Source organism: Pseudomonas sp. FP198, from assembly GCF_030687895.1.
GTDB lineage: Bacteria > Pseudomonadota > Gammaproteobacteria > Pseudomonadales > Pseudomonadaceae > Aquipseudomonas.
Map to the genome: position 1 here is coordinate 1,894,198 of NZ_CP117452.1, position 20,810 is coordinate 1,915,007.

19 protein-coding genes and 2 pseudogenes are annotated in these 20,810 nt (G+C 62.2%); 16 read left to right on the forward strand and 5 right to left on the reverse strand.

From position 1 onward, the window contains the following. Positions 1-102: 102 nt before the first annotated feature. Positions 103-915 carry an alpha/beta fold hydrolase gene (locus PSH78_RS08850; RefSeq protein ID WP_305499831.1) on the forward strand — a complete coding sequence of 271 codons (813 nt, stop codon included), beginning with the start codon at positions 103-105 and terminating at the stop codon, positions 913-915. Between the two features lie 145 nt (positions 916-1,060). Here PSH78_RS08850 and dsbG read toward each other — a convergent pair whose 3' ends face one another. Genes dsbG through dsbD form a run of 3 tightly spaced genes read right to left on the reverse strand, consistent with a single transcriptional unit; the run spans position 1,061 to position 4,400 of the window. Beyond that, the gene (gene dsbG / locus PSH78_RS08855; RefSeq protein ID WP_305499833.1) at positions 1,061-1,828 is read right to left on the reverse strand and encodes a thiol:disulfide interchange protein DsbG; all 768 of its coding nucleotides are present in this window, start codon (positions 1,826-1,828) and stop codon (positions 1,061-1,063) included. Then, positions 1,804-2,673: a TlpA disulfide reductase family protein gene (locus tag PSH78_RS08860; protein WP_305499834.1), complete on the reverse strand. Its 870-nt coding sequence runs from the start codon at positions 2,671-2,673 to the stop codon at positions 1,804-1,806. The genes dsbG and PSH78_RS08860 overlap by 25 nt, the downstream gene beginning before the upstream one ends. Next, positions 2,673-4,400, reverse strand: a complete 1,728-nt coding sequence (dsbD, locus tag PSH78_RS08865; RefSeq protein ID WP_305499836.1) for a protein-disulfide reductase DsbD — start codon at positions 4,398-4,400, stop codon at positions 2,673-2,675. Before dsbD ends, PSH78_RS08860 begins: the two co-directional genes overlap by 1 nt. A gap of 175 nt (positions 4,401-4,575) precedes the next feature. Between dsbD and PSH78_RS08870 the strand changes: the two genes are divergently transcribed. The 4 genes and pseudogenes from PSH78_RS08870 to PSH78_RS08885 all read left to right on the forward strand — a co-directional run bounded on the left by PSH78_RS08870 (position 4,576) and on the right by PSH78_RS08885 (position 8,572). Then, positions 4,576-5,256, forward strand: coding sequence for a response regulator (locus PSH78_RS08870; protein WP_305499838.1), 681 nt, complete (start codon positions 4,576-4,578; stop codon positions 5,254-5,256). Next, a pseudogene (locus PSH78_RS08875) lies at positions 5,256-6,588 on the forward strand (ATP-binding protein). Before PSH78_RS08870 ends, PSH78_RS08875 begins: the two are co-directional and overlap by 1 nt. A gap of 259 nt (positions 6,589-6,847) precedes the next feature. Next, positions 6,848-8,260, forward strand: coding sequence for an aspartate aminotransferase family protein (locus tag PSH78_RS08880; protein ID WP_305499841.1), 1,413 nt, complete (start codon positions 6,848-6,850; stop codon positions 8,258-8,260). Positions 8,261-8,344: 84 nt separating this feature from the next. Next, positions 8,345-8,572 (forward strand): MbtH family protein, encoded by a 228-nt coding sequence (locus PSH78_RS08885; RefSeq protein ID WP_305499843.1) that lies wholly within the window; start codon positions 8,345-8,347, stop codon positions 8,570-8,572. Between the two features lie 134 nt (positions 8,573-8,706). Here PSH78_RS08885 and PSH78_RS08890 read toward each other — a convergent pair whose 3' ends face one another. Next, positions 8,707-9,525, reverse strand: a complete 819-nt coding sequence (locus PSH78_RS08890) for a pyruvate, water dikinase regulatory protein (RefSeq protein WP_186609894.1) — start codon at positions 9,523-9,525, stop codon at positions 8,707-8,709. Between the two features lie 182 nt (positions 9,526-9,707). On the opposite strand from PSH78_RS08890, the gene ppsA reads away from it, so the two are divergent. The 11 genes and pseudogenes from ppsA to PSH78_RS08945 all read left to right on the forward strand — a co-directional run bounded on the left by ppsA (position 9,708) and on the right by PSH78_RS08945 (position 19,422). Continuing rightward, positions 9,708-12,083, forward strand: coding sequence for a phosphoenolpyruvate synthase (ppsA, locus tag PSH78_RS08895; RefSeq protein WP_305501211.1), 2,376 nt, complete (start codon positions 9,708-9,710; stop codon positions 12,081-12,083). Between the two features lie 228 nt (positions 12,084-12,311). Then, positions 12,312-13,301: an alpha/beta fold hydrolase gene (locus PSH78_RS08900; protein ID WP_305499845.1), complete on the forward strand. Its 990-nt coding sequence runs from the start codon at positions 12,312-12,314 to the stop codon at positions 13,299-13,301. A gap of 125 nt (positions 13,302-13,426) precedes the next feature. Further along, positions 13,427-13,918, forward strand: a complete 492-nt coding sequence (rraA, locus tag PSH78_RS08905; RefSeq protein ID WP_305499847.1) for a ribonuclease E activity regulator RraA — start codon at positions 13,427-13,429, stop codon at positions 13,916-13,918. A gap of 25 nt (positions 13,919-13,943) precedes the next feature. Then, positions 13,944-14,939, forward strand: coding sequence for a zinc transporter ZntB (locus tag PSH78_RS08910; protein ID WP_305499849.1), 996 nt, complete (start codon positions 13,944-13,946; stop codon positions 14,937-14,939). Positions 14,940-15,002: 63 nt separating this feature from the next. After that, positions 15,003-15,248: a CrfX protein gene (locus tag PSH78_RS08915; protein WP_214999147.1), complete on the forward strand. Its 246-nt coding sequence runs from the start codon at positions 15,003-15,005 to the stop codon at positions 15,246-15,248. Between the two features lie 2 nt (positions 15,249-15,250). Beyond that, entirely contained in the window at positions 15,251-16,075 is an 825-nt protein-coding gene (locus PSH78_RS08920) for a mechanosensitive ion channel domain-containing protein (protein WP_305499852.1), read from the forward strand. Between the two features lie 91 nt (positions 16,076-16,166). Then, a pseudogene (sigX, locus tag PSH78_RS08925) lies at positions 16,167-16,759 on the forward strand (RNA polymerase sigma factor SigX). Positions 16,760-16,866: 107 nt separating this feature from the next. Next, a complete protein-coding gene (locus tag PSH78_RS08930) occupies positions 16,867-17,901 on the forward strand; it encodes an OmpA family protein (protein ID WP_058542369.1) in 1,035 nt (344 codons plus the stop codon). 319 nt (positions 17,902-18,220) lie between these two features. Continuing rightward, positions 18,221-18,445, forward strand: a complete 225-nt coding sequence (locus tag PSH78_RS08935) for a nucleoid-structuring protein H-NS (protein ID WP_305501442.1) — start codon at positions 18,221-18,223, stop codon at positions 18,443-18,445. Positions 18,446-18,721: 276 nt separating this feature from the next. Next, positions 18,722-18,940: a nucleoid-structuring protein H-NS gene (locus tag PSH78_RS08940; protein WP_305501444.1), complete on the forward strand. Its 219-nt coding sequence runs from the start codon at positions 18,722-18,724 to the stop codon at positions 18,938-18,940. Between the two features lie 275 nt (positions 18,941-19,215). Further along, positions 19,216-19,422 (forward strand): nucleoid-structuring protein H-NS, encoded by a 207-nt coding sequence (locus PSH78_RS08945; RefSeq protein ID WP_305501445.1) that lies wholly within the window; start codon positions 19,216-19,218, stop codon positions 19,420-19,422. A gap of 628 nt (positions 19,423-20,050) precedes the next feature. Here PSH78_RS08945 and cobA read toward each other — a convergent pair. After that, positions 20,051-20,806, reverse strand: a complete 756-nt coding sequence (gene cobA, locus PSH78_RS08950) for a uroporphyrinogen-III C-methyltransferase (RefSeq protein WP_305499854.1) — start codon at positions 20,804-20,806, stop codon at positions 20,051-20,053. Positions 20,807-20,810: the final 4 nt, after the last annotated feature.

A 20,810-nucleotide genomic window follows, 5' to 3' on the forward strand; every position in this document is an offset into this window, starting at 1 on the left:
CGATGGCTTCTGCATAAACAGTGCAAAACTCAAAGTTGACGACCCGCTCGTCGCGGCTCAGTCTCCCGAAGGTTTTTCCGGACTCAATCAAGGAATTCACTCATGCCCTTTGCAACGATCGACGGACAACCGCTCCATTACCTCGACCAGGGCCAGGGCCCGGTGGTGCTGCTTGGCAGCAGCTACTTGTGGGACCACAGCATGTGGACGCCGCAGATTGACGCCTTGTCGAAGCACTATCGGGTCATCGTCCCGGAACTGTGGGGCCACGGTCAGTCCGGACGTTTGCCCGAGAATACGTCCTCGCTGAACGATCTGGCTCGCCAGGCATTGGCGTTGCTCGATCAGTTGGGCATCGACTGCTTCAGCCTGGTGGGGCTGTCGGTGGGCGGCATGTGGGGCGCACGCCTGGCGCTGGCGGCGCCTGGACGCGTGCAATCGCTGGTATTGATGGACACCTATGTGGGCGTCGAGCCGGAGCCGACCCGTCTGTACTACTTTTCGCTGTTCGACAAAATCGAGGCCAGCGGTAGCATCCCGGAGCCGTTGCTGGACATCGTCGTGCCGATTTTCTTCCGGCCCGGCATCGACCCGCAATCAGCGCTTTACCAGCAGTTCCGCGCCACCCTGGCGGCGTTGCCGGCCGATCGTCTGCGCGACAGCATCGTGCCGCTGGGGCGGATCATCTTTGGTCGGGACGACATCCTGGGGCAACTGCCCGCGTTGAATGCCGAGCGCACGCTGGTGATGTGTGGTGACCAGGACAAGCCACGGCCACCGTCCGAGGCGCTGGAGATGGCTGAATTGATCGGCTGCGAGCATCTGCTGATTCCCGAGGCGGGGCATATTTCCAACCTGGAGAACCCGGCGTTTGTGACGGAGGCGTTGCTGGGGTTCCTAAAGCGCAGGGATTGACTTTGTGGCGAGGGGATTTATCCCCGCTGGGTCGCGAAGCGGCCCTAATGCTGTCGACTCGGTATCAGATAACCGTGGTGTCAGGTTTCAGGGCTGCTGCGCAGCCCAGCGGGGATAAATCCCCTCGCCACAGGTGGCCGGGGTTTTACTTCGGCCCGAGAATCTTCACCAGCTTGTCCGGCGACGGCGCGCCTTGCTGCTGTTGCAGGTCGCCCTGGTCGTCCAGGTAGAAAATCGCCGGGGTCGCGGACAGCTCCAGTTCATCCATCAACTGCTGGTTGGCGTCCAGTTTGGCCTGGATCGCCGGTGGTATTTCTTTCAGCGGTTTCAGCGGGCTGCCCTTGCCGGCCTTTTCGTGGTCCGCCAGGGCTTTTTCCGGCTCTTTGGCGGCCAGCAACGCGGCTGATTTCCCCGGGCTGTCTTCGCGGATGATGCCCACCATGATGTGGCGCAACTGCACCTTGCCGGCATTGACCCACGGCCGCGCCTGCTCCCAGAACATGTTGCAGTACGGGCAGTTCGGGTCGCTGAACAGATACACGGTGCGCGGTGCGTCCTTGCTGCCGTCGGCGATCCAGCTGCTGGCTTGCATCTTCGCCCAGATCTCCTTCGACATCGGATCGTAGACCAGCTTTTTCAGGGGTTCGAGGCTCAGGTCCTTGCCATCGGCGTCGTACAGGTTGCCCAGCAGCACATGCTGGCCGTCCGGCGTCAGATAGAGCGTCATGCCACGGCTCTGGTACTGCGCCGCGTAGCCGCGCAAGCCGTTCGGCGCGTCGAAGGTGCCGACGATCTTCGCGCCCTTGGCTTCGATCTTCTTGATCGCCGCGGGCAGCTCTTCGGCCTGAAGCAGCGGCGCTTGTAGCAGTGCGCCGGCGAAGGCCAGGGTCAGCAGGTGGTGGAGGCGGGGCATGGCAATTTCCTTGTCGCGGGGTGGATCGCCGTGGTGGAACCCGGCGTTTCGAAATTTTCCAGGGCGCGGGCCAGGCTCGCTTCCGACAGTTCGCCCAGGTGGCTGCCCAGCAGGCGACCCTCGGCGCTGTAGAACAGAGTCGTCGGCAGGGCCATGGAGCCGACGGCCTGGCCGAGGCGTCCACTGCCGTCGAACAGCACGTTGGTCAGGCTCAGGCCCTGGGTAGCGAGGTAGGTGCTGACGCTTTGCATGCTTTCGGCCTGATTGACGAACAGGAACGTCAGGTCCGGGCGCTGTTTTTGCGCCGCTTCCAGGACCGGCATTTCCCGTCGGCAAGGCGGGCACCAGGTGGCCCACAGGTTGATCACCAAGGGGCCGCCCTGGTAATCGGCGAGATTCACGGTTTCGCCTTCAGCGTTGCGCAGCTCGATCTCCGGCAGCCGGGTGCCTTGCTCGTAGATCGTCAGCGACATCGTCGCCACCGTCCAGAACAACAGGCCGCTGCCGACGCTGAAGCCCAGGGGCCGGCGCAGGGCCGGGCGGCGACGCGCCCAGAGCAGCGCGGCGACCAGCAGGGCGATGATGCCCGGCCAGGCCAGGAATCCGCCGTCGCGCAAATCGACGATCTGCCACGGGTCGTCCCGGTAATGGTTCCAGTACGCGGCGACGAAGCCGATTCTCGCGGCAAGCAGCCCCAGCAGGAACAGCCCGAACAGCACCGACTCGGGGTTCTCGCCGCCGCGCTTGGCCACGCGCCAGCCGACGAAAGTCGCCAAGGCCAGTGCGCTGATCAGCAGCAGATGATTGAGGGCGATGGCAAAGGTGCCCAGGGTAAACGTCAGCATCAGCGTGCGTTCCGGGTCATGTTCCAACGCTCCAGGAACGCCTCGGCGTCCACTTCTCCGGTGATCCGCTGGCTGCGGCGCTCTTCACCGTCGGCACCGATCCACAACAGGCTCGGCGGCCCCGGCACTTTGTAGCGACCCAGCAGCTCACGGCTGGCGGCGTTGTCAGCGGTGACGTCCAGGCGCAGCAGGCGCACGCCTTTCAGGGCGTCGAGCACTTCGGCGCGGCCGAATACCTGTTTTTCCATGATCTTGCAGGACACGCACCAGTCGGCGTAGTAATCGAGCAACACCCATTGGCCCTGCGCCTTGGCGGCGTCCAGTTCGCGCTGCAGGGCGGCGGGCTCGCTGACCGTGACGAAGGCATCGTGGGCGCTGACGGTGGCGCTGCCCCTGGCGCCGCTGTAGACCTGCAGCGGCCGGAACAGATCGTCGCTGCCGCCCGCGGCGCCGATCACCAGCACGCTACCCCACAGGCCGAACAGCAGCGATACGCTGCCCCACAGATAGGCGGCGCGACCGAAGCCCTGGGTCTGGCGCCAGGCGCAATAGGCGGCGACAACCAGCAGCGCGCCCCACAGTCCGATCCACAACGAGCCATCGATGATCGGGCGGAGCATCAGCAGCGCGGTGCCCAGGAACAGGAAGCCGAACACGCCCTTGAGCAGATTCATCCAGGCGCCGGGCTTGGGCAGGAAGCGATTGCCCACCGTCACCAGCAGCAACAGCGGCAGGCCCATGCCGACACCCATGGTGAACAGGATCAGGCCGCCATGCAGGGCATTGCCGCTCTGGGCGATGTACAGCAGCGCGCCGGCCAGGGGCGCGGTCATGCACGGCCCGACCAGCAGGCCGGATAACGCCCCGAGAATGCCGGCACCCAGCAGGCTGCCACCGCGGCGCTGGCGGCCGGCATTTTCCAGTCGATCGCGCAGGGCGGCCGGCAATTGCAGTTCGAAGAAGCCGAACATCGGCAGCGCCAACACCACGAATACCGCGGCGAAAGTGCCCAGCAGCCAGGGTTGCTGGAGCAATGCCTGAAGATTGGCGCCCAACAGCGCAGCAAGCACGCCCATGGCGGCATACACCAGCGCCATGCTGATGACATAACTGCCGGCCAGTGCCAGGCCGCGCCGGGGCCCGGCGCCGCTGCCCACCACCAGCCCCGCCAGGATCGGCAGCATCGGCAGCGAGCACGGGGTAAACGCCAGTAGCAGCCCCAGGCCGAAGAACACCAGCAGGCTCCAGCCCAGCGCGTGCTGTTGCAGGCCGCTGGCCAGGGCCTGGTCCTGCGCCTCGCCACTGGCCGTGGCCGGTGCGTCGCCGCCGAGGTCGACCACCTGGGTCTGGGGCGGATAGCAGAGGCCCGCGTCGGCACAACCCTGGAAACCGACCTTGATCTTGCCGGTGGCCCCGGCGGGAATCTTCAGCTCCAGTGCCTGGCGATAGACTTGCTGGTCGCCGAAAAACTCATCGCTGTGTGCTTCGCCCTCGGGCAGCCTGGGCTTCTGCGCGTCGGCCAGACCGTCGAATTTGAGCCGTTGCTGATACAGGTAGTAACCGTCGGCGATCTGCCAGAACAACTGGGTCTCACCCGAGTCCAGGCGTTCGGAGGTAAAGACGAAGGCCTTTTCCACCGGCAGGAAGTCGGGTTTGGTCTCGAAGGGATTGGCGGCCTGGGCCAGGCCCGAGATCAGCAGTAGACACAGCAAAAACAATCGACGCATGGATAAAGCCTTAGAACGAAGCAAGTGGAATGCACATTGGTGGCTGGCGATTAACCGTCGATTAACCCGGCGACGGCCGGTTTACAGCGAAGATCACCCATGCCTGGCGTACTCGTCGCATAATGTCGACTTAATCGGCCGGCGGCCTAATGTACCTTTTTCCACGGGGCTTACCATGCGCGTACTGGTCTGCGAAGACGACGAGTTGATCGCCAGCGGCATTGTCGCCGGGCTCACCGCTCAAGGCCTGACCGTCGAACACGTCGCCACCGCCTCGGCGGCGCGGGCGATGCTGGGTGTCGCCGAATTCGATGTCATGGTGCTCGATCTTGGCCTGCCTGATGAAGATGGTCTCAAGCTGCTCAAGCAATTGCGCCAGCAAGGCCTGGAGACGCCGGTGCTGATCCTCACCGCGCGGGATTCGGTGACCGATCGGGTCGACGGCCTGCAGGCCGGGGCCGATGATTATCTGCTCAAACCCTTCGACCTGCGGGAGCTGGCGGCACGCCTGCACACCTTGCTGCGGCGCGTGGCGGGGCGCAGCGTCAACCTGATCGAGCACGGTCGCCTGACCTATGACCCCAGCAGTCGGGAAACCACCCTGGGCGGCCAGCCGGTGGACCTCTCGCGCCGCGAGCAGTCGCTGTTGCAGGCGCTGCTGCACAGTCGCGGTCGGGTGTTGTCCACCGAGCAGCTCAAGGACAGTGTCTACGGGTTCAGCGATGAACTGGAAAGCAACGCCTTGAACGTGCATATCCACCACCTGCGCCGCAAGCTGGGCAACGGCATTGTCGAAACCGTGCGTGGCTTGGGGTATCGGCTGGGGCCGGCGGATGGCGGGGAATCCTCCAAGTGATGAGCCTGCGACTGCGGCTGAGCCTGACGCTCGGCGCGGCCTTTACCTTGATCTGGGCCCTGGCCGCGGCCTGGATGCTCAGCGACCTGCGCAACCAGATGATGTTTTCTCTCGACCAGCGCCTGGGTGGCTTCGGCGCGGATGGTCGCCGGGTTGCTGGAGCAGTTGCCACCGGTGCCCAGCAAAGGTGAAGGCACGCATTTGAGCTCGGAGCAGTTGAGCATCCCGGGCGGCATGGCCTGCCAGGTCAGTTCCTTGCGCGGCGAGATCCTGGCGCGCAGCCACGGCAACCCGGAACAGGCCCTGGAAGCCGAGAAGACAGGCTTCCATGATCAGATGATCGACGGTGCGCCATGGCGCAGCTTTACCCTGGTTCGCGGCGATTTGCGCATTACCACGGCCGATCGCCAGATCGAGCGCGAAGCGTTGAACCTGTCGGTGCTGCTGGCGGCGTCGGTGCCGGTCGGCGTGGCGTTGCTCGGTTGCCTGTGCCTGTTGTGGCTGGGCATCGGCCAGGGCCTGGCGCCGCTCAATCGCATGCGTGATGCGTTGATGCGCCGTAACGCGGACTCCCTCGAACCCCTGCAGATCCATCCGCTGCCCAGCGAGCTGCGGCCCTTGCTGGAAACCCAGAACCAGCTGTTCCAGCGTATCGGCAAGACCATCGAGCGCGAGCGCCGGTTGACCGGTGACGCGGCCCATGAATTGCGCAGCCCGCTGACGGCGATCAAGACCCACCTGCAAGTGGCGCGCATGACCGAGGGGGCTGCGCGCGATCAGTCCCTGGCCCGGGCAGAGGAGGGCGCCGACCGCTTGCACCGTACCCTTGAGCAACTGTTGCTGCTGGCGCGGGTCGAGGGCAGCCTTTCGTTTGATGATGGCGTGCAATGCAACGCCGAGCAGGTCGCTCGGCTGGCGATCCAGGATGCGGCCGGCGGCGCGCCCCAGCGGATCAGGCTGCACATATCGCCGCCGCTTTCCGCTGCGCCGGTGCAGATGCCGGCGGTGCTGGCCATCGCCGCGTTGCGCAACCTGCTGGAGAACGCCCTGCGCCACACCCCGGCCGATACCGAGGTCGAACTGAGCCTGGAGATGATCGGCCAGCGCGTGCGTTTCCTGGTACGTGATCATGGCGACGGAATCGCCGCCGAGGATATCCAGCACCTGACCCAACGCTTCTGGCGCAACGGCCACAGCACCGGCTGCGGTCTGGGCCTGGCGATCGTCCAGGCGATCGTCCAGCGTTGCGGCTGCGGCCTGCATTTCGACAGCCGCCCGGACGGGCTGCGGGTCGAACTGACCGTGCCCGTGCAAGTCTCTTCGGGCCAGTAGATCTCGTGGCGAGGGAGCTTGCTCCCGCTGGACCGCGCAGCGGGCCCAAACTTTTCACCTCGGTCAATCTGATCTACCGCGTGCTCTGGCTTGAGGGGGCTGCTGCGCAGCCCAGCGGGAGCAAGCTCCCTCGCCACGGGATAGGGTGATAGTAAATCCTTGCCTCGCTGATGCGTTTCCACAACAGGAAACCTGCATGTGCGCCTTGAATGCGCACCTGTCCGGTGTGCCGTTTGGTCACTAATCGCGGGGTCGAGAAATGTCAGTCGCCAATCCTTCTGTCGAAGCAGCGCCAGCGCGGGTCAGTCCCGCGTCGGGCGAGACGCTCTATCAATTCAACGAATCACCGTTGCTGGCCCGCCAGAGCCGGCAGGAATCCAATGCCCGCAGCTATCCTCGGCGGATTCCCCTGGCCCTCAAGCGCGCCAAGGGCCTGTACGTCGAGGATGTCGAAGGCCGGACCTTCATCGATTGCCTGGCCGGCGCCGGCACGCTGGCCCTCGGGCACAACCACCCGGTCGTGATCGAGGCGATCCGGCAGGTCCTCGCCGACGAGTTGCCCCTGCATACCCTGGACCTGACCACGCCGGTCAAGGACCGGTTTGTCCAGGACCTGTTCGGCCTGTTGCCGGCGAGCCTCGCCGCCGAGGCGAAAATCCAGTTCTGTGGCCCGACGGGGACCGACGCGGTGGAAGCGGCACTCAAATTGGTGCGCACCGCCACCGGGCGTAGCACCGTACTGTCGTTCCAGGGCGGATATCACGGCATGAGCCAGGGCGCGCTGAGCCTGATGGGCAGCCTGGGGCCGAAAAAGCCCTTGGGGGCATTGCTCAGCAACGGCGTGCAGTTCATGCCATACCCCTACGATTATCGCTGCCCGTTCGGGCTCGGTGGCGTCGAGGGGGTCAAGGCCAATCTGCATTACCTGGAAAACCTGCTGAACGATCCCGAGGCCGGGGTGCAGTTACCGGCGGCGGTGATCGTCGAGGTAGTGCAGGGCGAGGGCGGGGTCATACCGGCCGATCTTGATTGGCTGCGCGGCTTGCGGCGAATCACCGAGCAGGCCGGGGTGGCGCTGATCGTCGATGAAATCCAGAGTGGTTTCGGGCGGACCGGCAAGATGTTCGCGTTCGAGCACGCCGGCATCATTCCGGATGTGGTTGTGCTGTCCAAGGCCATCGGCGGCAGCCTGCCACTGGCGGTGGTGGTGTATCGCGATTGGCTCGACACCTGGTTGCCGGGCGCCCATGCCGGGACTTTCCGCGGTAACCAGATGGCGATGGCGGCGGGCAGCGCGGTGATGCGCTACCTGGTCGAACACAACCTGCCGGCCCACGCCGCCGCCATGGGCGAGCGCTTGAGCGAGCACCTGCATATCCTGCAGAGGGATTTTCCGCAATTGGGCGACATCCGCGGTCGCGGCCTGATGCTCGGCGTCGAGCTGGTGGACCCGACCGGCAAGCCGGACGCCCTGGGCCATCCTCCGGTGGACGCACGGCTGGCGCCGCGGTTGCAGCGTGAATGCCTCAAGCGCGGCCTGATCCTGGAGCTGGGTGGACGGCAGGGGGGCGTGGTGCGTTTCCTGCCGCCGCTGATCATTACGGCTGTGGAAATCGACCGCGTGGCCGAGCTGTTCCGGCGCGCCCTGGAGGCTGCCGTGGCCGACGCCTAATTTTCATCCGGCCCGGTACGTTCCTTTTCATACCTTGGCTGCGCCCATGGCGCGGCGAACCTTGAGCAACGACGGAGAAACACCATGACTTCAGTATTCGACCGCGAGGACATTCTCTTCCAGGTCGTGGTCAACCACGAAGAGCAGTATTCGATCTGGCCGGACTACAAGGCCGTTCCGGAAGGTTGGCGGACCGTGGGCAAGAGCGGCTTCAAGAAGGAGTGCCTGGCCTACATCGAAGAGGTCTGGACCGATATGCGCCCGTTGAGCTTGCGCAAGAAGATGGAAGAGCAGGCGACTGTGGCCCATTGATACAGAAGTTCTGAGAACCCCCTGTGGGAGCGAGCTTGCTCGCGATAGCGGAGAGTCAGCCGGCATTAATGTTGCTGATCCACCGCTATCGCGAGCAAGCTCGCTCCCACAGGTTTTGGTTTTGGGCGTCTAGATTACTTGAACCGCCGCTCCACCCCTTTCTCCACCAGGATCTTCGCCGAAATCTCTTCCACGGAAAAATGCGTGGAGTTGATGTGGGGAATATTCTCCCGCCGGAACAGGTTTTCCACTTCGCGCACTTCGAATTCGCACTGGGCATAGCTCGAATAGCGGCTGTTGGGCTTGCGCTCGTTGCGGATCGCGGTGAGGCGGTCCGGGTCGATGGTCAGGCCGAACAGCTTGTGCTGATGGGCGCGCAACGCGCTGGGCAGTTGCAGCCGCTCCATGTCGTCTTCGGTCAGCGGATAGTTGGCCGCGCGGATCCCGAATTGCATCGCCATGTACAGACACGTCGGCGTCTTACCACAGCGCGACACACCCACTAGGATCAGATCGGCCTTGTCGTAATAATGCGTGCGGGCGCCGTCGTCGTTGTCCAGTGCGAAGTTGACCGCCTCGATCCGCTCCATGTAGTTGGAGTTGTGGCCAATGGAATGGGACTTGCCGACCGAGTAGGAGGAGTGTTCGCTCAGTTCCTGCTCCAGGGGCGCCAGGAACGTGGAAAAAATGTCGATCATGAAACCATTGGACGTTGCGAGAATCTCACGGATGTCCTGATTGACGATGGTATCGAAGATGATCGGGCGAAAACCGTCGGTTTCGGCGGCTTTATTGATTTGCTGTACCATGGCCCGCGCCTTGTCGACGCTGTCTATATACGGCCGTGTCAGCTTGGTGAAGGTTATGTTTTCGAACTGCGCCAACAGGCTCTGGCCCAGCGTTTCGGCCGTGATGCCGGTGCCGTCGGAGATAAAGAAAGCGGATCGTTTCATTTGCGCCTTGGGCCTTAAGCTAGTGAGCTAGTAACGATTCTTGGATATGATAGGCGCGATTTGCCGGCCGCCCGTGGCCCGCATTCTCACTTATTTTCCAGGTCCAGGCCATATCGCCGGCGATTGCTCCCTGGAGCTGCCGGTACTTGAGCTTTTCCAACACAGTCAGTGGAGAGATCACCTTGGTAGAGTACGTAGTTTCCCTCGATAAGCTCGGCGTCCATGATGTAGAGCATGTGGGGGGCAAGAACGCATCCCTGGGCGAGATGATCAGTAACCTCGCCGGCGCCGGTGTCTCGGTGCCAGGTGGCTTCGCCACGACCGCCCAGGCATATCGTGATTTCCTGGAACTGAGCGGCCTGAACCAGCAGATCCACGATGCGCTCGACGCCCTCGACGTCGATGACGTCAATGCCCTGGCCAGGACCGGCGCCCAGATCCGCCAATGGATCATGGAAGCCGAGTTCCCCGAGAAACTCAACGCCGAGATCCGTACTGCTTTCGCCAAGCTGTCCGAAGGCAATCCCGACATCGCCGTCGCCGTCCGCTCCTCGGCCACCGCCGAAGACCTGCCGGACGCCTCGTTCGCCGGTCAGCAGGAGACCTTCCTGAACATCCGTGGCGTGGAAAACGTCATCCGGGCCGCCAAGGAAGTCTTTGCCTCCCTCTTCAACGACCGCGCCATTTCCTATCGCGTGCACCAGGGCTTCGACCACAAGCTGGTCGCCCTGTCCGCGGGTGTGCAGCGCATGGTCCGCTCCGAAACCGGCACCGCCGGCGTGATGTTCACCCTCGACACCGAGTCGGGCTTTCGTGACGTGGTGTTCATCACCGGCGCCTACGGCCTGGGTGAAACCGTCGTGCAGGGCGCGGTGAACCCGGACGAATTTTATGTCCACAAAGGCACCCTGGAAGCCGGCCGTCCCGCCATCCTGCGCCGCAACCTCGGCAGCAAGGCGATCAAGATGATCTACGGCGACGAGGCCAAGGCCGGTCGCTCGGTCAAGACCGTCGACGTGGACAAGGCCGATCGCGCGCGCTTCTGCCTGACCGACGCCGAAGTCAGTGAACTGGCCAAGCAGGCGATGACCATCGAGAAACACTACAAGTGCCCGATGGACATCGAGTGGGCCAAGGACGGTGACGACGGCAAGCTGTACATCGTCCAGGCTCGTCCGGAAACCGTGAAGAGCCGCACCCAGGCCAACGTCATGGAGCGCTACCTGCTCAAGGAAACCGGCACCGTGCTGGTGGAAGGCCGGGCCATCGGCCAGCGCATCGGCGCGGGCAAGGTGCGGATCATCAAGGACGTCTCGGAGATGGACAAGGTCCAGGCCGGCGACGTACTGGTTTCCGACATGACCGATCCGGACTGGGAACCGGTCATGAAGCGCGCCAGCGCCATCGTCACCAATCGCGGCGGGCGTACCTGCCACGCGGCAATCATCGCCCGTGAGCTGGGCATCCCGGCGGTTGTTGGTTGCGGCAACGCGACCCAATTGCTCAAGGACGGCCAGGGCGTCACCGTTTCCTGCGCCGAAGGCGATACCGGCTACATCTTCGAAGGCGAGCTGGGCTTCGACATCAAGAAGAACTCCGTGGACGCCATGCCGGAGCTGCCGTTCAAGATCATGATGAACGTCGGCAACCCGGACCGCGCCTTCGACTTCGCGCAGTTGCCGAATGCCGGCGTGGGCCTGGCCCGCCTGGAGTTCATCATCAACCGCATGATCGGCGTGCACCCCAAGGCGCTGTTGAACTACGACGGGCTGCCACAGGAAATCAAGGACAGCGTCGACAAGCGCATTGCCGGCTACGACGATCCGGTCGGTTTCTACGTCGAGAAGCTGGTGGAAGGCATCAGCACCCTGGCGGCGGCGTTCTCGCCGAAAAAAGTCATCGTGCGCCTGTCGGACTTCAAGTCCAACGAGTACGCCAACCTGATCGGTGGCAAGCTCTACGAGCCGGAAGAAGAGAACCCGATGCTGGGCTTCCGCGGGGCTTCGCGCTACATCAGCGAGTCGTTCCGTGACTGCTTCGAGCTCGAATGCCGGGCTCTGAAGCGCGTGCGTAACGAGATGGGCCTGACCAACGTCGAGATCATGGTGCCGTTCGTGCGCACCCTGGGCGAAGCGAGCCAGGTGGTCGACCTGCTGGCGGAAAACGGCCTGGCCCGTGGCGAAAATGGCCTGCGCGTGATCATGATGTGCGAGCTGCCCTCCAACGCGATCCTGGCCGAAGAGTTCCTTGAGTTCTTCGACGGTTTCTCCATCGGCTCCAACGACCTGACCCAGTTGACCCTCGGTCTGGACCGCGACTCCGGGATCATCGCCCACCTGTTCGACGAGCGTAACCCGGCGGTCAAGAAGCTGCTGGCCAATGCGATTGCCGCCTGTAACAAGGCCGGCAAATACATCGGCATCTGCGGCCAGGGCCCTTCGGACCACCCGGACCTGGCCAAGTGGCTGATGGAGCAGGGCATCGAGAGCGTTTCGTTGAACCCGGACTCCGTGCTGGAAACCTGGTTCTTCCTGGCTGAGGGTCAGGCTGCGGTCTGATTGAGTGAAGGGGGCTGGTAGGCTGATGCCAGTCAGTCAAGCGAAATCCCTGTGGGAGCGAGCTTGCTCGCGATAGCGGAGTGTCAGTCAGAATTAGTTTTGCTGATCCACCGCAATCGCGAGCAAGCTCGCTCCCACAGGTCCATGGCTGTATGTCTCCCCAGTCCCTTTCGATTTGAAGCAGGGCGGGCTCCACCAGGACGCCGCCCTTTTTTGTGCAAGAAGATCATGCAAAGCAGCAGCAACCTATTTCCTGTCGCCCTGATCAGCGCCGAGCGGCGCGGTGATCTGAGCGAAGATGTGTATCGCCTGAAACCGGGCAACAGCCCGGACTACAGCGTCGAAGTGGCCGTTACCCGCCTGGGCATGGCCGATGCCGGCGAGGTCCGTGGGGTCCCGGTGATCCTGCTCCACGGCAGTTTTTCCAACCGACGCTTCTGGTATTCGCCCAAGGGCCTGGGGCTGGGGGCGTACCTGGTGCGCCTGGGGTTCGATGTCTGGATTCCCGAGATGCGTGGCCATGGGTTATCCCAGCGCAACCAGGGCTACCGCAATAACCGCGTCGCGGACTATGCCCGTTACGACCTGCCGGCCATCGGCGCCTTTGTGCGCGAGCAAAGCGGGCAAGTGCCCCACTGGATTGGCCATTCGCTGGGTGGCATCACCCTGGCCGCAGCCTTGGGCGGCCATTACCTGGGCGAGCCCGCCGTGGCGTCGGCGGCGTTTTTCGGGACCCAGGTCAGCCGCACGTACTGGCCCTTGAAAATCCCCCCGGTGGAGTGGAGCGGACGCCTCATTCTCAAGCGGTTTGCCCAATTGTCCGGCCCAAGGCTCAAGCGCGGCCCGGAAGACGAGCCTATCGGCCTGGCCCTGGAGAGCATGCGCTGGTATGGCCTGTTCGGGCGTTTCGGCGATGCCGAGAAGAACTGGTGGGCCGGCCTGGCGGACGTGCAAGTGCCGGTACTGGCGGTGAGCGCCGCCGGCGATCAGCAGGATCCGCCCTGGGCCTGTCGAAAACTTTTCGAGCAGATCGGTTCCGAGCGCAAGCAGTTTGTCTGCCTGGGCCGGGCACAGGGCTTCGGTGATGACTTCGGCCATGTCGAAATGCTTGTCAGCAAGGCCGCGCAAGCCGAGGTCTGGCCGCTGGTGGCGCGCTGGCTGGAAGATCAGCGCGCGCCGCTGTCGGCAGAACAGCCTCGCCTGGCCGAAGCGGTTTGAGGGAAGGCTCTGACAAGGGCATTCCGCTCTGGTCGGCTTGCGGCTAAGATATGACGCGCTACGTTGTTTCGGTCACAAACGGTTATTCATTCAGCCAGACGTCCAACCCTTGCAGGAGCTGCCCGATGAACCATTACCTCACGCCCGACCTGTGCGATACCTACCCGGACCTGGTGCAGGTGTTGGAACCGATGTTCAGCAATTTCGGTGGCCGCGACTCCTTTGGTGGTGAAATCGTGACCATCAAGTGCTTCGAAGACAATTCACTGGTCAAGGAGCAGGTTGAACTCGAGGGCAAGGGCAAAGTGCTGGTCGTCGACGGCGGCGGGTCGCTGCGGCGGGCCCTGTTGGGCGACATGCTGGCCGAGAAAGCGGCGAAGAATGGCTGGGAAGGGCTGGTGATCTACGGCTGCATCCGCGATGTCGACGTCATTGCCCAGACCGACCTCGGCGTCCAGGCCCTGGCCAGCCACCCGATGAAGACCGACAAGCGCGGCATCGGGGATCTCAATGTACCGGTGACCTTCGCCGGCGTGACGTTTCGCCCAGGCGAGTATGTCTATGCGGACAACAACGGCGTGATTGTTTCGCCGAGCCCGCTGAAAATGCCTGAATGAAGCGCTACAGCCATAAGGGATGAGGATGTTCGAGGAAGAAAACGCGCAGTGGGGGCTGGTTCATGCCCTGGTGCTGGATGGTAAAGGCGGCGCGCGTTCGATAGCCCGGACCGAACTGGACGACTTGCAGTTGCAGACTCATGAAAGCCTGTGGCTGCATTGGGACCGCAGTCATCCGCAAACCCACACGTGGTTGCGCAAATCCAGCGGCCTGAGCGAATTCAATTGCGACCTGCTGCTGGAAGAGAACACCCGGCCGCGCCTGCTGCCGCTGCCCAATGCCGAGCTGCTGCTGTTTCTTCGCGGGATCAACCTCAACCCGGGTGCCGAGCCTGAAGACATGGTTTCGGTGCGCATCTTTGCCTCGGCCCAGCGGGTGATTTCCCTGCGGTTGCGCCCATTGCGCGCCACCGATGAACTGCTGGCGGAGTTGGTTGAAGGCAAGGGACCGAAGACCTCGTCGGAACTCATCCTTTATATGGCGCAATACCTGACCAATAAAGTGCAGGACCTGGTGACGTGCCTGTCTGAAATCGTCGACAGCGAGGAAGAAAAACTCGATACCGACGAACGGTATACACCCGAACACGACGCCATTTTGCACATCCGTCGCAGGGCCGCCGGACTGAAGCGATTCCTGGCGCCACAGCGGGACATCTTCGGCCAGATGTCGCGGACCAAGTTGCCTTGGTTCGTCGAGGACGATGGCGACTATTGGAATGAATTGAACAACAGCCTGACGCGCTACCTCGAAGAGCTGGAATTGACCCGAGAGCGCGTGGGGCTTGTGCTGGAGGCCGAGGACCGGCGTCTTTCGGTGCGCATGAACCGCACCATGTACCGCTTCGGCATCATTACCGGGATCTTCCTGCCGATGAGTTTTCTCACCGGCCTGCTGGGCATCAATGTCGGCGGCATTCCGTTTTCCGAAAGCCCCTACGGTTTCATGATTGCCTGCCTGCTGATGATCTGCGTCGCGACGGGGCAATGGTGGTTATTCCGCCGTTTGCGTTGGGTGTGATGGGCTTTCATGTGACCCGACGAAATCTGATCGCGTCTTCCACAGACATCACGAGAGGTGTGTATGCACGATCCGTTTGAACAGTCTCTGCGCGACATGCTCAACGCTTCGCCGTCCAGCCGGGACGACGATGCGTGCCTGGGACGCGTGCTCAAAACCGCCAACCGTCAGGTTGGCGCCGGCGATCTTTTCAGCCTGCTGGGCCGTTGGTTGCCCGCGCTGATGATCGCCCTGAACAACGGGTCGGCCCATGTCTCGCCGGTTTCCCGTCGCAAACCTGTTACTCGCACCGCTGATAAGGCTGATTGAATATGGAACTTGATCTCTGGACCCAGAGCCTCGTCACGGCAATGACTGCGTTGTGGACCAAAGTGGCTAACTTCATCCCCAACCTCTTTGGCGCCCTGGTGGTGCTGTTGCTGGGTTTCGTGGTGGCCAAGCTCCTCGACACGCTGCTCTCCAAATTGCTCGCCAAACTGGGCCTCGACCGCCTGATGGGCGGCACCGGCCTGACCAAGTTGCTGTCGCGTGGCGGCATCCAGGTCCCGATCTCGACGCTGGTCGGCAAGATTGTCTACTGGTTCGTCCTGCTTATATTCCTGGTTTCGGCGGCTGAGTCCCTGGGGCTGGAGCGGGTCTCGGCTACGCTCGACATGCTTGCGCTCTATCTGCCAAAGGTCTTCGGTGCCGCGTTGGTGCTGCTGGTGGGTGTACTGCTGGCGCAACTGGCCAACGGGCTGGTGCGTGGCGCGGCCGAGGGCGTCGGGCTGGATTATGCCTCGGGCGTTGGGCGTATCGCCCAGGGCCTGGTGATCATCATCAGTATTTCGGTTGCGATCAGCCAGTTAGAGGTCAAGACGGACCTGCTCAACCACGTGATCGTGATCGTCCTGATTACCGTTGGTCTGGCGGTCGCGCTGGCAATGGGGTTGGGGAGCCGGGAAATCGCCGGTCAGATTCTTGCGGGAATCTATGTGCGTGAATTGTATGAGGTTGGGCAACAAGTGCGTGTTGGCGAGGTCGAAGGCCAGATCGAAGAGATCGGCACGGTGAAAACCACATTGCTGACCGAAGAGGGCGAACTGGTATCGCTGTCTAATCGGATCCTGCTTGAGCAGCATGTGAGTAGCCGCTAACCCGGCAAATCCTGCTAATGTATGCCGCCGCAAAATCCCCGCCACGGCGGGTTGCGGCGCACATTGACCTAGACTGTCGGCCCGACTTGTTTTGAACAAACCCCAATCGCTATCCACGCGCTACGACCCCCCGTGATCTCTCTGATGAGGAGTTGGTCGCGCGCGCGCATACGGAGCTGTTCCACGTCACGCGCGCCTATGAAGAGTTGATGCGCCGTTACCAGAGAACTTTATTTAACGTTTGTGCACGATATCTTGGGAACGATCGCGATGCTGATGATGTCTGTCAGGAGGTGATGTTGAAGGTGCTTTACGGGTTGAAGAACTTCGAGGGGAAATCGAAGTTCAAGACCTGGCTGTACAGCATCACCTACAACGAATGCATCACGCAGTATCGAAAGGAACGGCGAAAGCGTCGCTTGATGGACGCTTTGAGCCCTGGACCCCCTCGAGGAAGCGTCTGAAGAAAAGGCGCCCAAGCCCGAGGAAAAGGGTGGGCTCGACCGTTGGCTGGTTTATGTGAACCCGATCGATCGGGAGATTCTGGTGCTACGATTTGTCGCAGAACTGGAATTCCAGGAGATCGCAGACATAATGCATATGGGTTTGAGCGCGACAAAAATGCGTTACAAGCGCGCGCTCGATAAGCTGCGTGAGAAATTTGCAGGCATTGCCGAAACTTAGTTCGGCGCAAATATCTCTTACGTGTAGGCAAGTTCTGATAGACTTGCCGCCGAGTTGTCCCCCGGTTTGCGGGACTGCTTCACAATCACCAGATGGGGATTTAACGGATGAAACTGAAAAACACCTTGGGCTTTGCCATTGGTTCTTTGATTGCTGCCACTTCGTTCGGCGCTCTGGCACAAGGCCAAGGCGCAGTTGAAATCGAAGGCTTCGCCAAGAAAGAAATGTTCGACAGCGCTCGCGACTTCAAGAACAACGGCAACCTGTTCGGCGGTTCGGTCGGTTACTTCCTGACCGACGACGTTGAACTGCGTCTGGCCTACGACGAAGTGCACAATGCACGTACCGACGACGGCACTAACGTCAAGGGCGCCAACACCGCTCTGGACGCTCTGTACCACTTCAACAACCCAGGCGACATGCTGCGTCCTTACGTCTCGGCCGGTTTCTCGGACCAGAGCATCGACCAGAATGGCAGCAACGGTCGTAACCGTTCTACCTTCGCCAACGTTGGTGGCGGCGCCAAGCTGTATTTCACTGACAACTTCTACGCCCGTGCCGGCGTTGAAGCTCAGTACAACATCGACCAGGGCGACACCGAGTGGGCGCCTAGCGTTGGTATCGGTGTGAACTTCGGTGGCGGTTCCAAGCCTGCCGCTGCTCCAGTTCCAGCACCTGCTGAAGTCTGCTCCGACAGCGACAACGATGGCGTGTGCGATAACGTCGACAAGTGCCCTGACACCCCAGCCAACGTAACCGTTGACGCTGATGGCTGCCCAGCTGTTGCTGAAGTCGTACGTGTTGAGCTGGACGTCAAGTTCGACTTCGACAAGTCGGTCGTTAAAGAAAACAGCTACGGCGACATCAAGAACCTGGCTGATTTCATGAAGCAGTACCCATCCACCAGCACCACTGTTGAAGGTCACACTGACTCCGTCGGTCCTGACGCTTACAACCAGAAGCTGTCCGAGCGTCGTGCAAACGCCGTCAAGCAGGTTCTGACCAACCAGTACGGTGTTGAATCGTCCCGCGTTCAGTCTGTTGGCTACGGCGAATCCCGCCCAGTTGCCGACAACGCCACTGAAGCTGGTCGTGCAGTTAACCGTCGCGTAGAAGCGCAGGTTGAAGCCCAAGCTAAGTAATTAGCCCAAAGCTTAGGAAAAGCCCGGCTCAGGCCGGGCTTTTCTTTGCCTGCGATTTGGTGGGTCAGTGGCCGGGCTGGAGAAACTTGGAACCTGTGGGAGCGAGCCTGCTCGCGAATACGGCTCTTTAACTGGCATATCCTTACCGGTCGTACTCCGATCCTATTGTGGGAGCGAGCTTGCTCGCGATGGCGGCCTGACAGTCGGCCACGGTTTTGTTGATTGGGTACATATCCGTTGCTGCGGTAACGGCTGCTTAGGGTTCCGCCCTTACGGCGGGTCACTTTTTTTCAGACGCCAAAAAGTAACCAAAAAGGCTTTGCCCCACCACTCGGTGCCTCGCCAAGGCTCGGCATGCCCTCACTCCGGCATTGCTCCGTGGGCCCGCCGCGAAGGGCCGTCCCTGGCCCAGCGCGGCTATCCCGGCATCCATGCCGGGATGCCCACTGCGCAATGCCTGCGTTCGGCCAGCGTGGTTAACGGGGCGTCTCAGATCAAGATCAGGATCAAGATCAAGATCAAGATCAAGAGCGAGGCGGTCTGATAGGCGGCCTGTCTCTTCAGCTTTGCCCCCCGATCTAACTGTGGGAGCGAGCCTGCTCGCGAATGCGGCCTCACAGCCGGCATATCTTTACCGGTCGTACTTCGATTCTATTGTGGGAACGAGCTTGCTCGCGATGGCGGCCTGACAGTCGGCCAGGGTTTTGTTGACTGGGTACATATCCGTTGCTGCGGTAACGGCTGCTTAGGGTTCCGCCCTTACGGCGGGTCACTTTTTTCAGACGCCAAAAAAGTAACCAAAAAGGCTTTGCCCCACCACTTGGTGCCTCGCCAAGGTTCGGCATGCCCTCACTCCGGCATTGCTCCGTGGGCCCGCCGCGAAGGGCCGTCCCTGGCCCAGCGCGGCTATCCCGGCATCCATGCCGGGATGCCCACTGCGCAATGCCTGCGTTCGGCCAGCGTGGTTAACGGGGCGTCTCAGATCAAGATCAAGATCAAGATCAAGATCAAGATCAGGATCAGGAGCGAGGCGGTTTGAGAGGCGGCCTGTCTCTTCAGCTTTGCCCCCGATCTAACTGTGGGAGCGAGCCTGCTCGCGAATGCGGCCTCACAGCCGGCATATCTTTACCGGTCGTACTTCGATTCTATTGTGGGAACGAGCTTGCTCGCGATGGCGGCCTGACAGTCGGCCAGGGTTTTGTTGACTGGGTACATATCCGTTGCTGCGGTAACGGCTGCTTAGGGTTCCGCCCTTACGGCGGGTCACTTTTTTCAGACGCCAAAAAAGTAACCAAAAAGGCTTTGCCCCACCACTTGGTGCCTCGCCAAGGCTCGGCATGCCCTCACTCCGGCATTGCTCCGTGGGCCCGCCGCGAAGGGCCGTCCCTGGCCCAGCGCGGCTATCCCGGCATCCATGCCGGGATGCCCACTGCGCAATGCCTGCGTTCGGCCAGCGTGGTTAACGGGGCGTCTCAGATCAAGATCAGGATCAAGATCAAGATCAAGAGCGAGGCGGTTTGAGAGGCGGCCTGTCTCTTCAGCTTTGCCCCCCGATCTAACTGTGGGAGCGAGCCTGCTCGCGAATGCGGCCTCACAGCCGGCATATCTTTACCGGTCGTACTTCGATTCTATTGTGGGAGCGAGCTTGCTCGCGATGGCGGCCTGACAGTCGGCCACGGTTTTGTTGGCTGGGTACATATCCGTTGCTGCGGTAACGGCTGCTTAGGGTTCCGCCCTTACGGCGGGTCACTTTTTTCAGACGCCAAAAAAGTAACCCAAAAGGCTTTGCCCCACCACTCGGCACCTCGCCCAGGCTCGGTGTGCCCTCACTCCGGCATTGCTCCGTGGGCCCGCCGCGAAGGGCCGTCCCTGGCCCAGCGCGGCTATCCCGGCATCCATGCCGGGATGCCCACTGCGCAATGCCTGCGTTCGGCCAGCGTGGTTAACGGGGCGTCTCAGATCAAGATCAAAATCAAGATCAGGATCAGGAGCGAGGCGGTTTGAGAGGCGGCCTGTCTCTTCAGCTTTGCCCCGACCTAACTGTGGGAGCGAGCCTGCTCGCGAAGGCGATGTGTCAGTCACCATTGGGGTTACTGAAAGATTGCCATCGCGAGCAGGCTCGCTCCCACGTTGGGTAAGGGATGGTCCGTTACTGGGCTGATGCCTGGGCGAAGACCGGCGGGGAGGCAGCCAGTTCGGCTGCACCGGCCACCGCGCCAATCACCAGGATCGCCGGGCTCTTGAGTTGAAACGCGACGGCATCGGTCTCCATCGAGGCCAGGTCGCTGCGGCAGTCACGTTGATGGGGCAGGGAGGCGTTTTCGATCATCGCTACCGGCGTGTCCGCTGCCAGTCCGCCGGCCAGCAGTTGCTCGCGGATCTCGCTCAGTTTCGCCACGCCCATGTACACCACCAGGGTCGTGCCACTTTGCGCCAGGGCTTGCCAGTTCAGGCTGCTGCCGTCCTGGGTGTGAGCCGTTACCAGGGTCACGCCCCGGGCAATCCCGCGCAGGGTCAGTGGAATATCGCACTGGGTCGCGCCCGCAAGACCGGCGGTGATGCCATTGACCAGTTCCACCTCGACGCCGCGCTCGCGCAGCCACTGGGCTTCTTCACCGCCCCGGCCGAAGATGCACGGGTCGCCGCCTTTGAGGCGCACCACGCATTTGCCTTGGCGGGCATAACGCAACATCAGCCGATGGATGAACGCCTGGGGAGTGGAGCGGCAGCCGCCGCGCTTGCCGACGGCGATAATGCGTGCGCCGGGGCAGTGCTCCAGCACCGCGTCGTTGACCAGGTCGTCGATCAACACCACGTCGGCCTCGCCCAAGGCGCGCACGGCTTTGAGGGTCAGCAATTCAGGGTCGCCAGGACCCGCACCTACCAGCCAGACTTTTGCGTTCATAGTG

Bases quoted from the DNA above. Each gene is read 5' to 3' on its own strand.
- dsbG (WP_305499833.1), bottom strand. From the start codon at position 1,828: ATGCCCCGCCTCCACCACCTGCTGACCCTGGCCTTCGCCGGCGCACTG.
- dsbD (WP_305499836.1), bottom strand. From the start codon at position 4,400: ATGCGTCGATTGTTTTTGCTGTGTCTACTGCTGATCTCGGGCCTGGCC.
- PSH78_RS08860 (WP_305499834.1), bottom strand. From the start codon at position 2,673: ATGCTGACGTTTACCCTGGGCACCTTTGCCATCGCCCTCAATCATCTG.
- PSH78_RS08930 (WP_058542369.1), top strand. From the start codon at position 16,867: ATGAAACTGAAAAACACCTTGGGCTTTGCCATTGGTTCTTTGATTGCT.
- PSH78_RS08880 (WP_305499841.1), top strand. From the start codon at position 6,848: ATGTCAGTCGCCAATCCTTCTGTCGAAGCAGCGCCAGCGCGGGTCAGT.
- PSH78_RS08910 (WP_305499849.1), top strand. From the start codon at position 13,944: ATGTTCGAGGAAGAAAACGCGCAGTGGGGGCTGGTTCATGCCCTGGTG.
- rraA (WP_305499847.1), top strand. From the start codon at position 13,427: ATGAACCATTACCTCACGCCCGACCTGTGCGATACCTACCCGGACCTG.
- PSH78_RS08920 (WP_305499852.1), top strand. From the start codon at position 15,251: ATGGAACTTGATCTCTGGACCCAGAGCCTCGTCACGGCAATGACTGCG.
- PSH78_RS08870 (WP_305499838.1), top strand. From the start codon at position 4,576: ATGCGCGTACTGGTCTGCGAAGACGACGAGTTGATCGCCAGCGGCATT.
- PSH78_RS08915 (WP_214999147.1), top strand. From the start codon at position 15,003: ATGCACGATCCGTTTGAACAGTCTCTGCGCGACATGCTCAACGCTTCG.
- cobA (WP_305499854.1), bottom strand. From the start codon at position 20,806: ATGAACGCAAAAGTCTGGCTGGTAGGTGCGGGTCCTGGCGACCCTGAA.
- PSH78_RS08850 (WP_305499831.1), top strand. From the start codon at position 103: ATGCCCTTTGCAACGATCGACGGACAACCGCTCCATTACCTCGACCAG.
- PSH78_RS08900 (WP_305499845.1), top strand. From the start codon at position 12,312: ATGCAAAGCAGCAGCAACCTATTTCCTGTCGCCCTGATCAGCGCCGAG.
- PSH78_RS08890 (WP_186609894.1), bottom strand. From the start codon at position 9,525: ATGAAACGATCCGCTTTCTTTATCTCCGACGGCACCGGCATCACGGCC.
- PSH78_RS08885 (WP_305499843.1), top strand. From the start codon at position 8,345: ATGACTTCAGTATTCGACCGCGAGGACATTCTCTTCCAGGTCGTGGTC.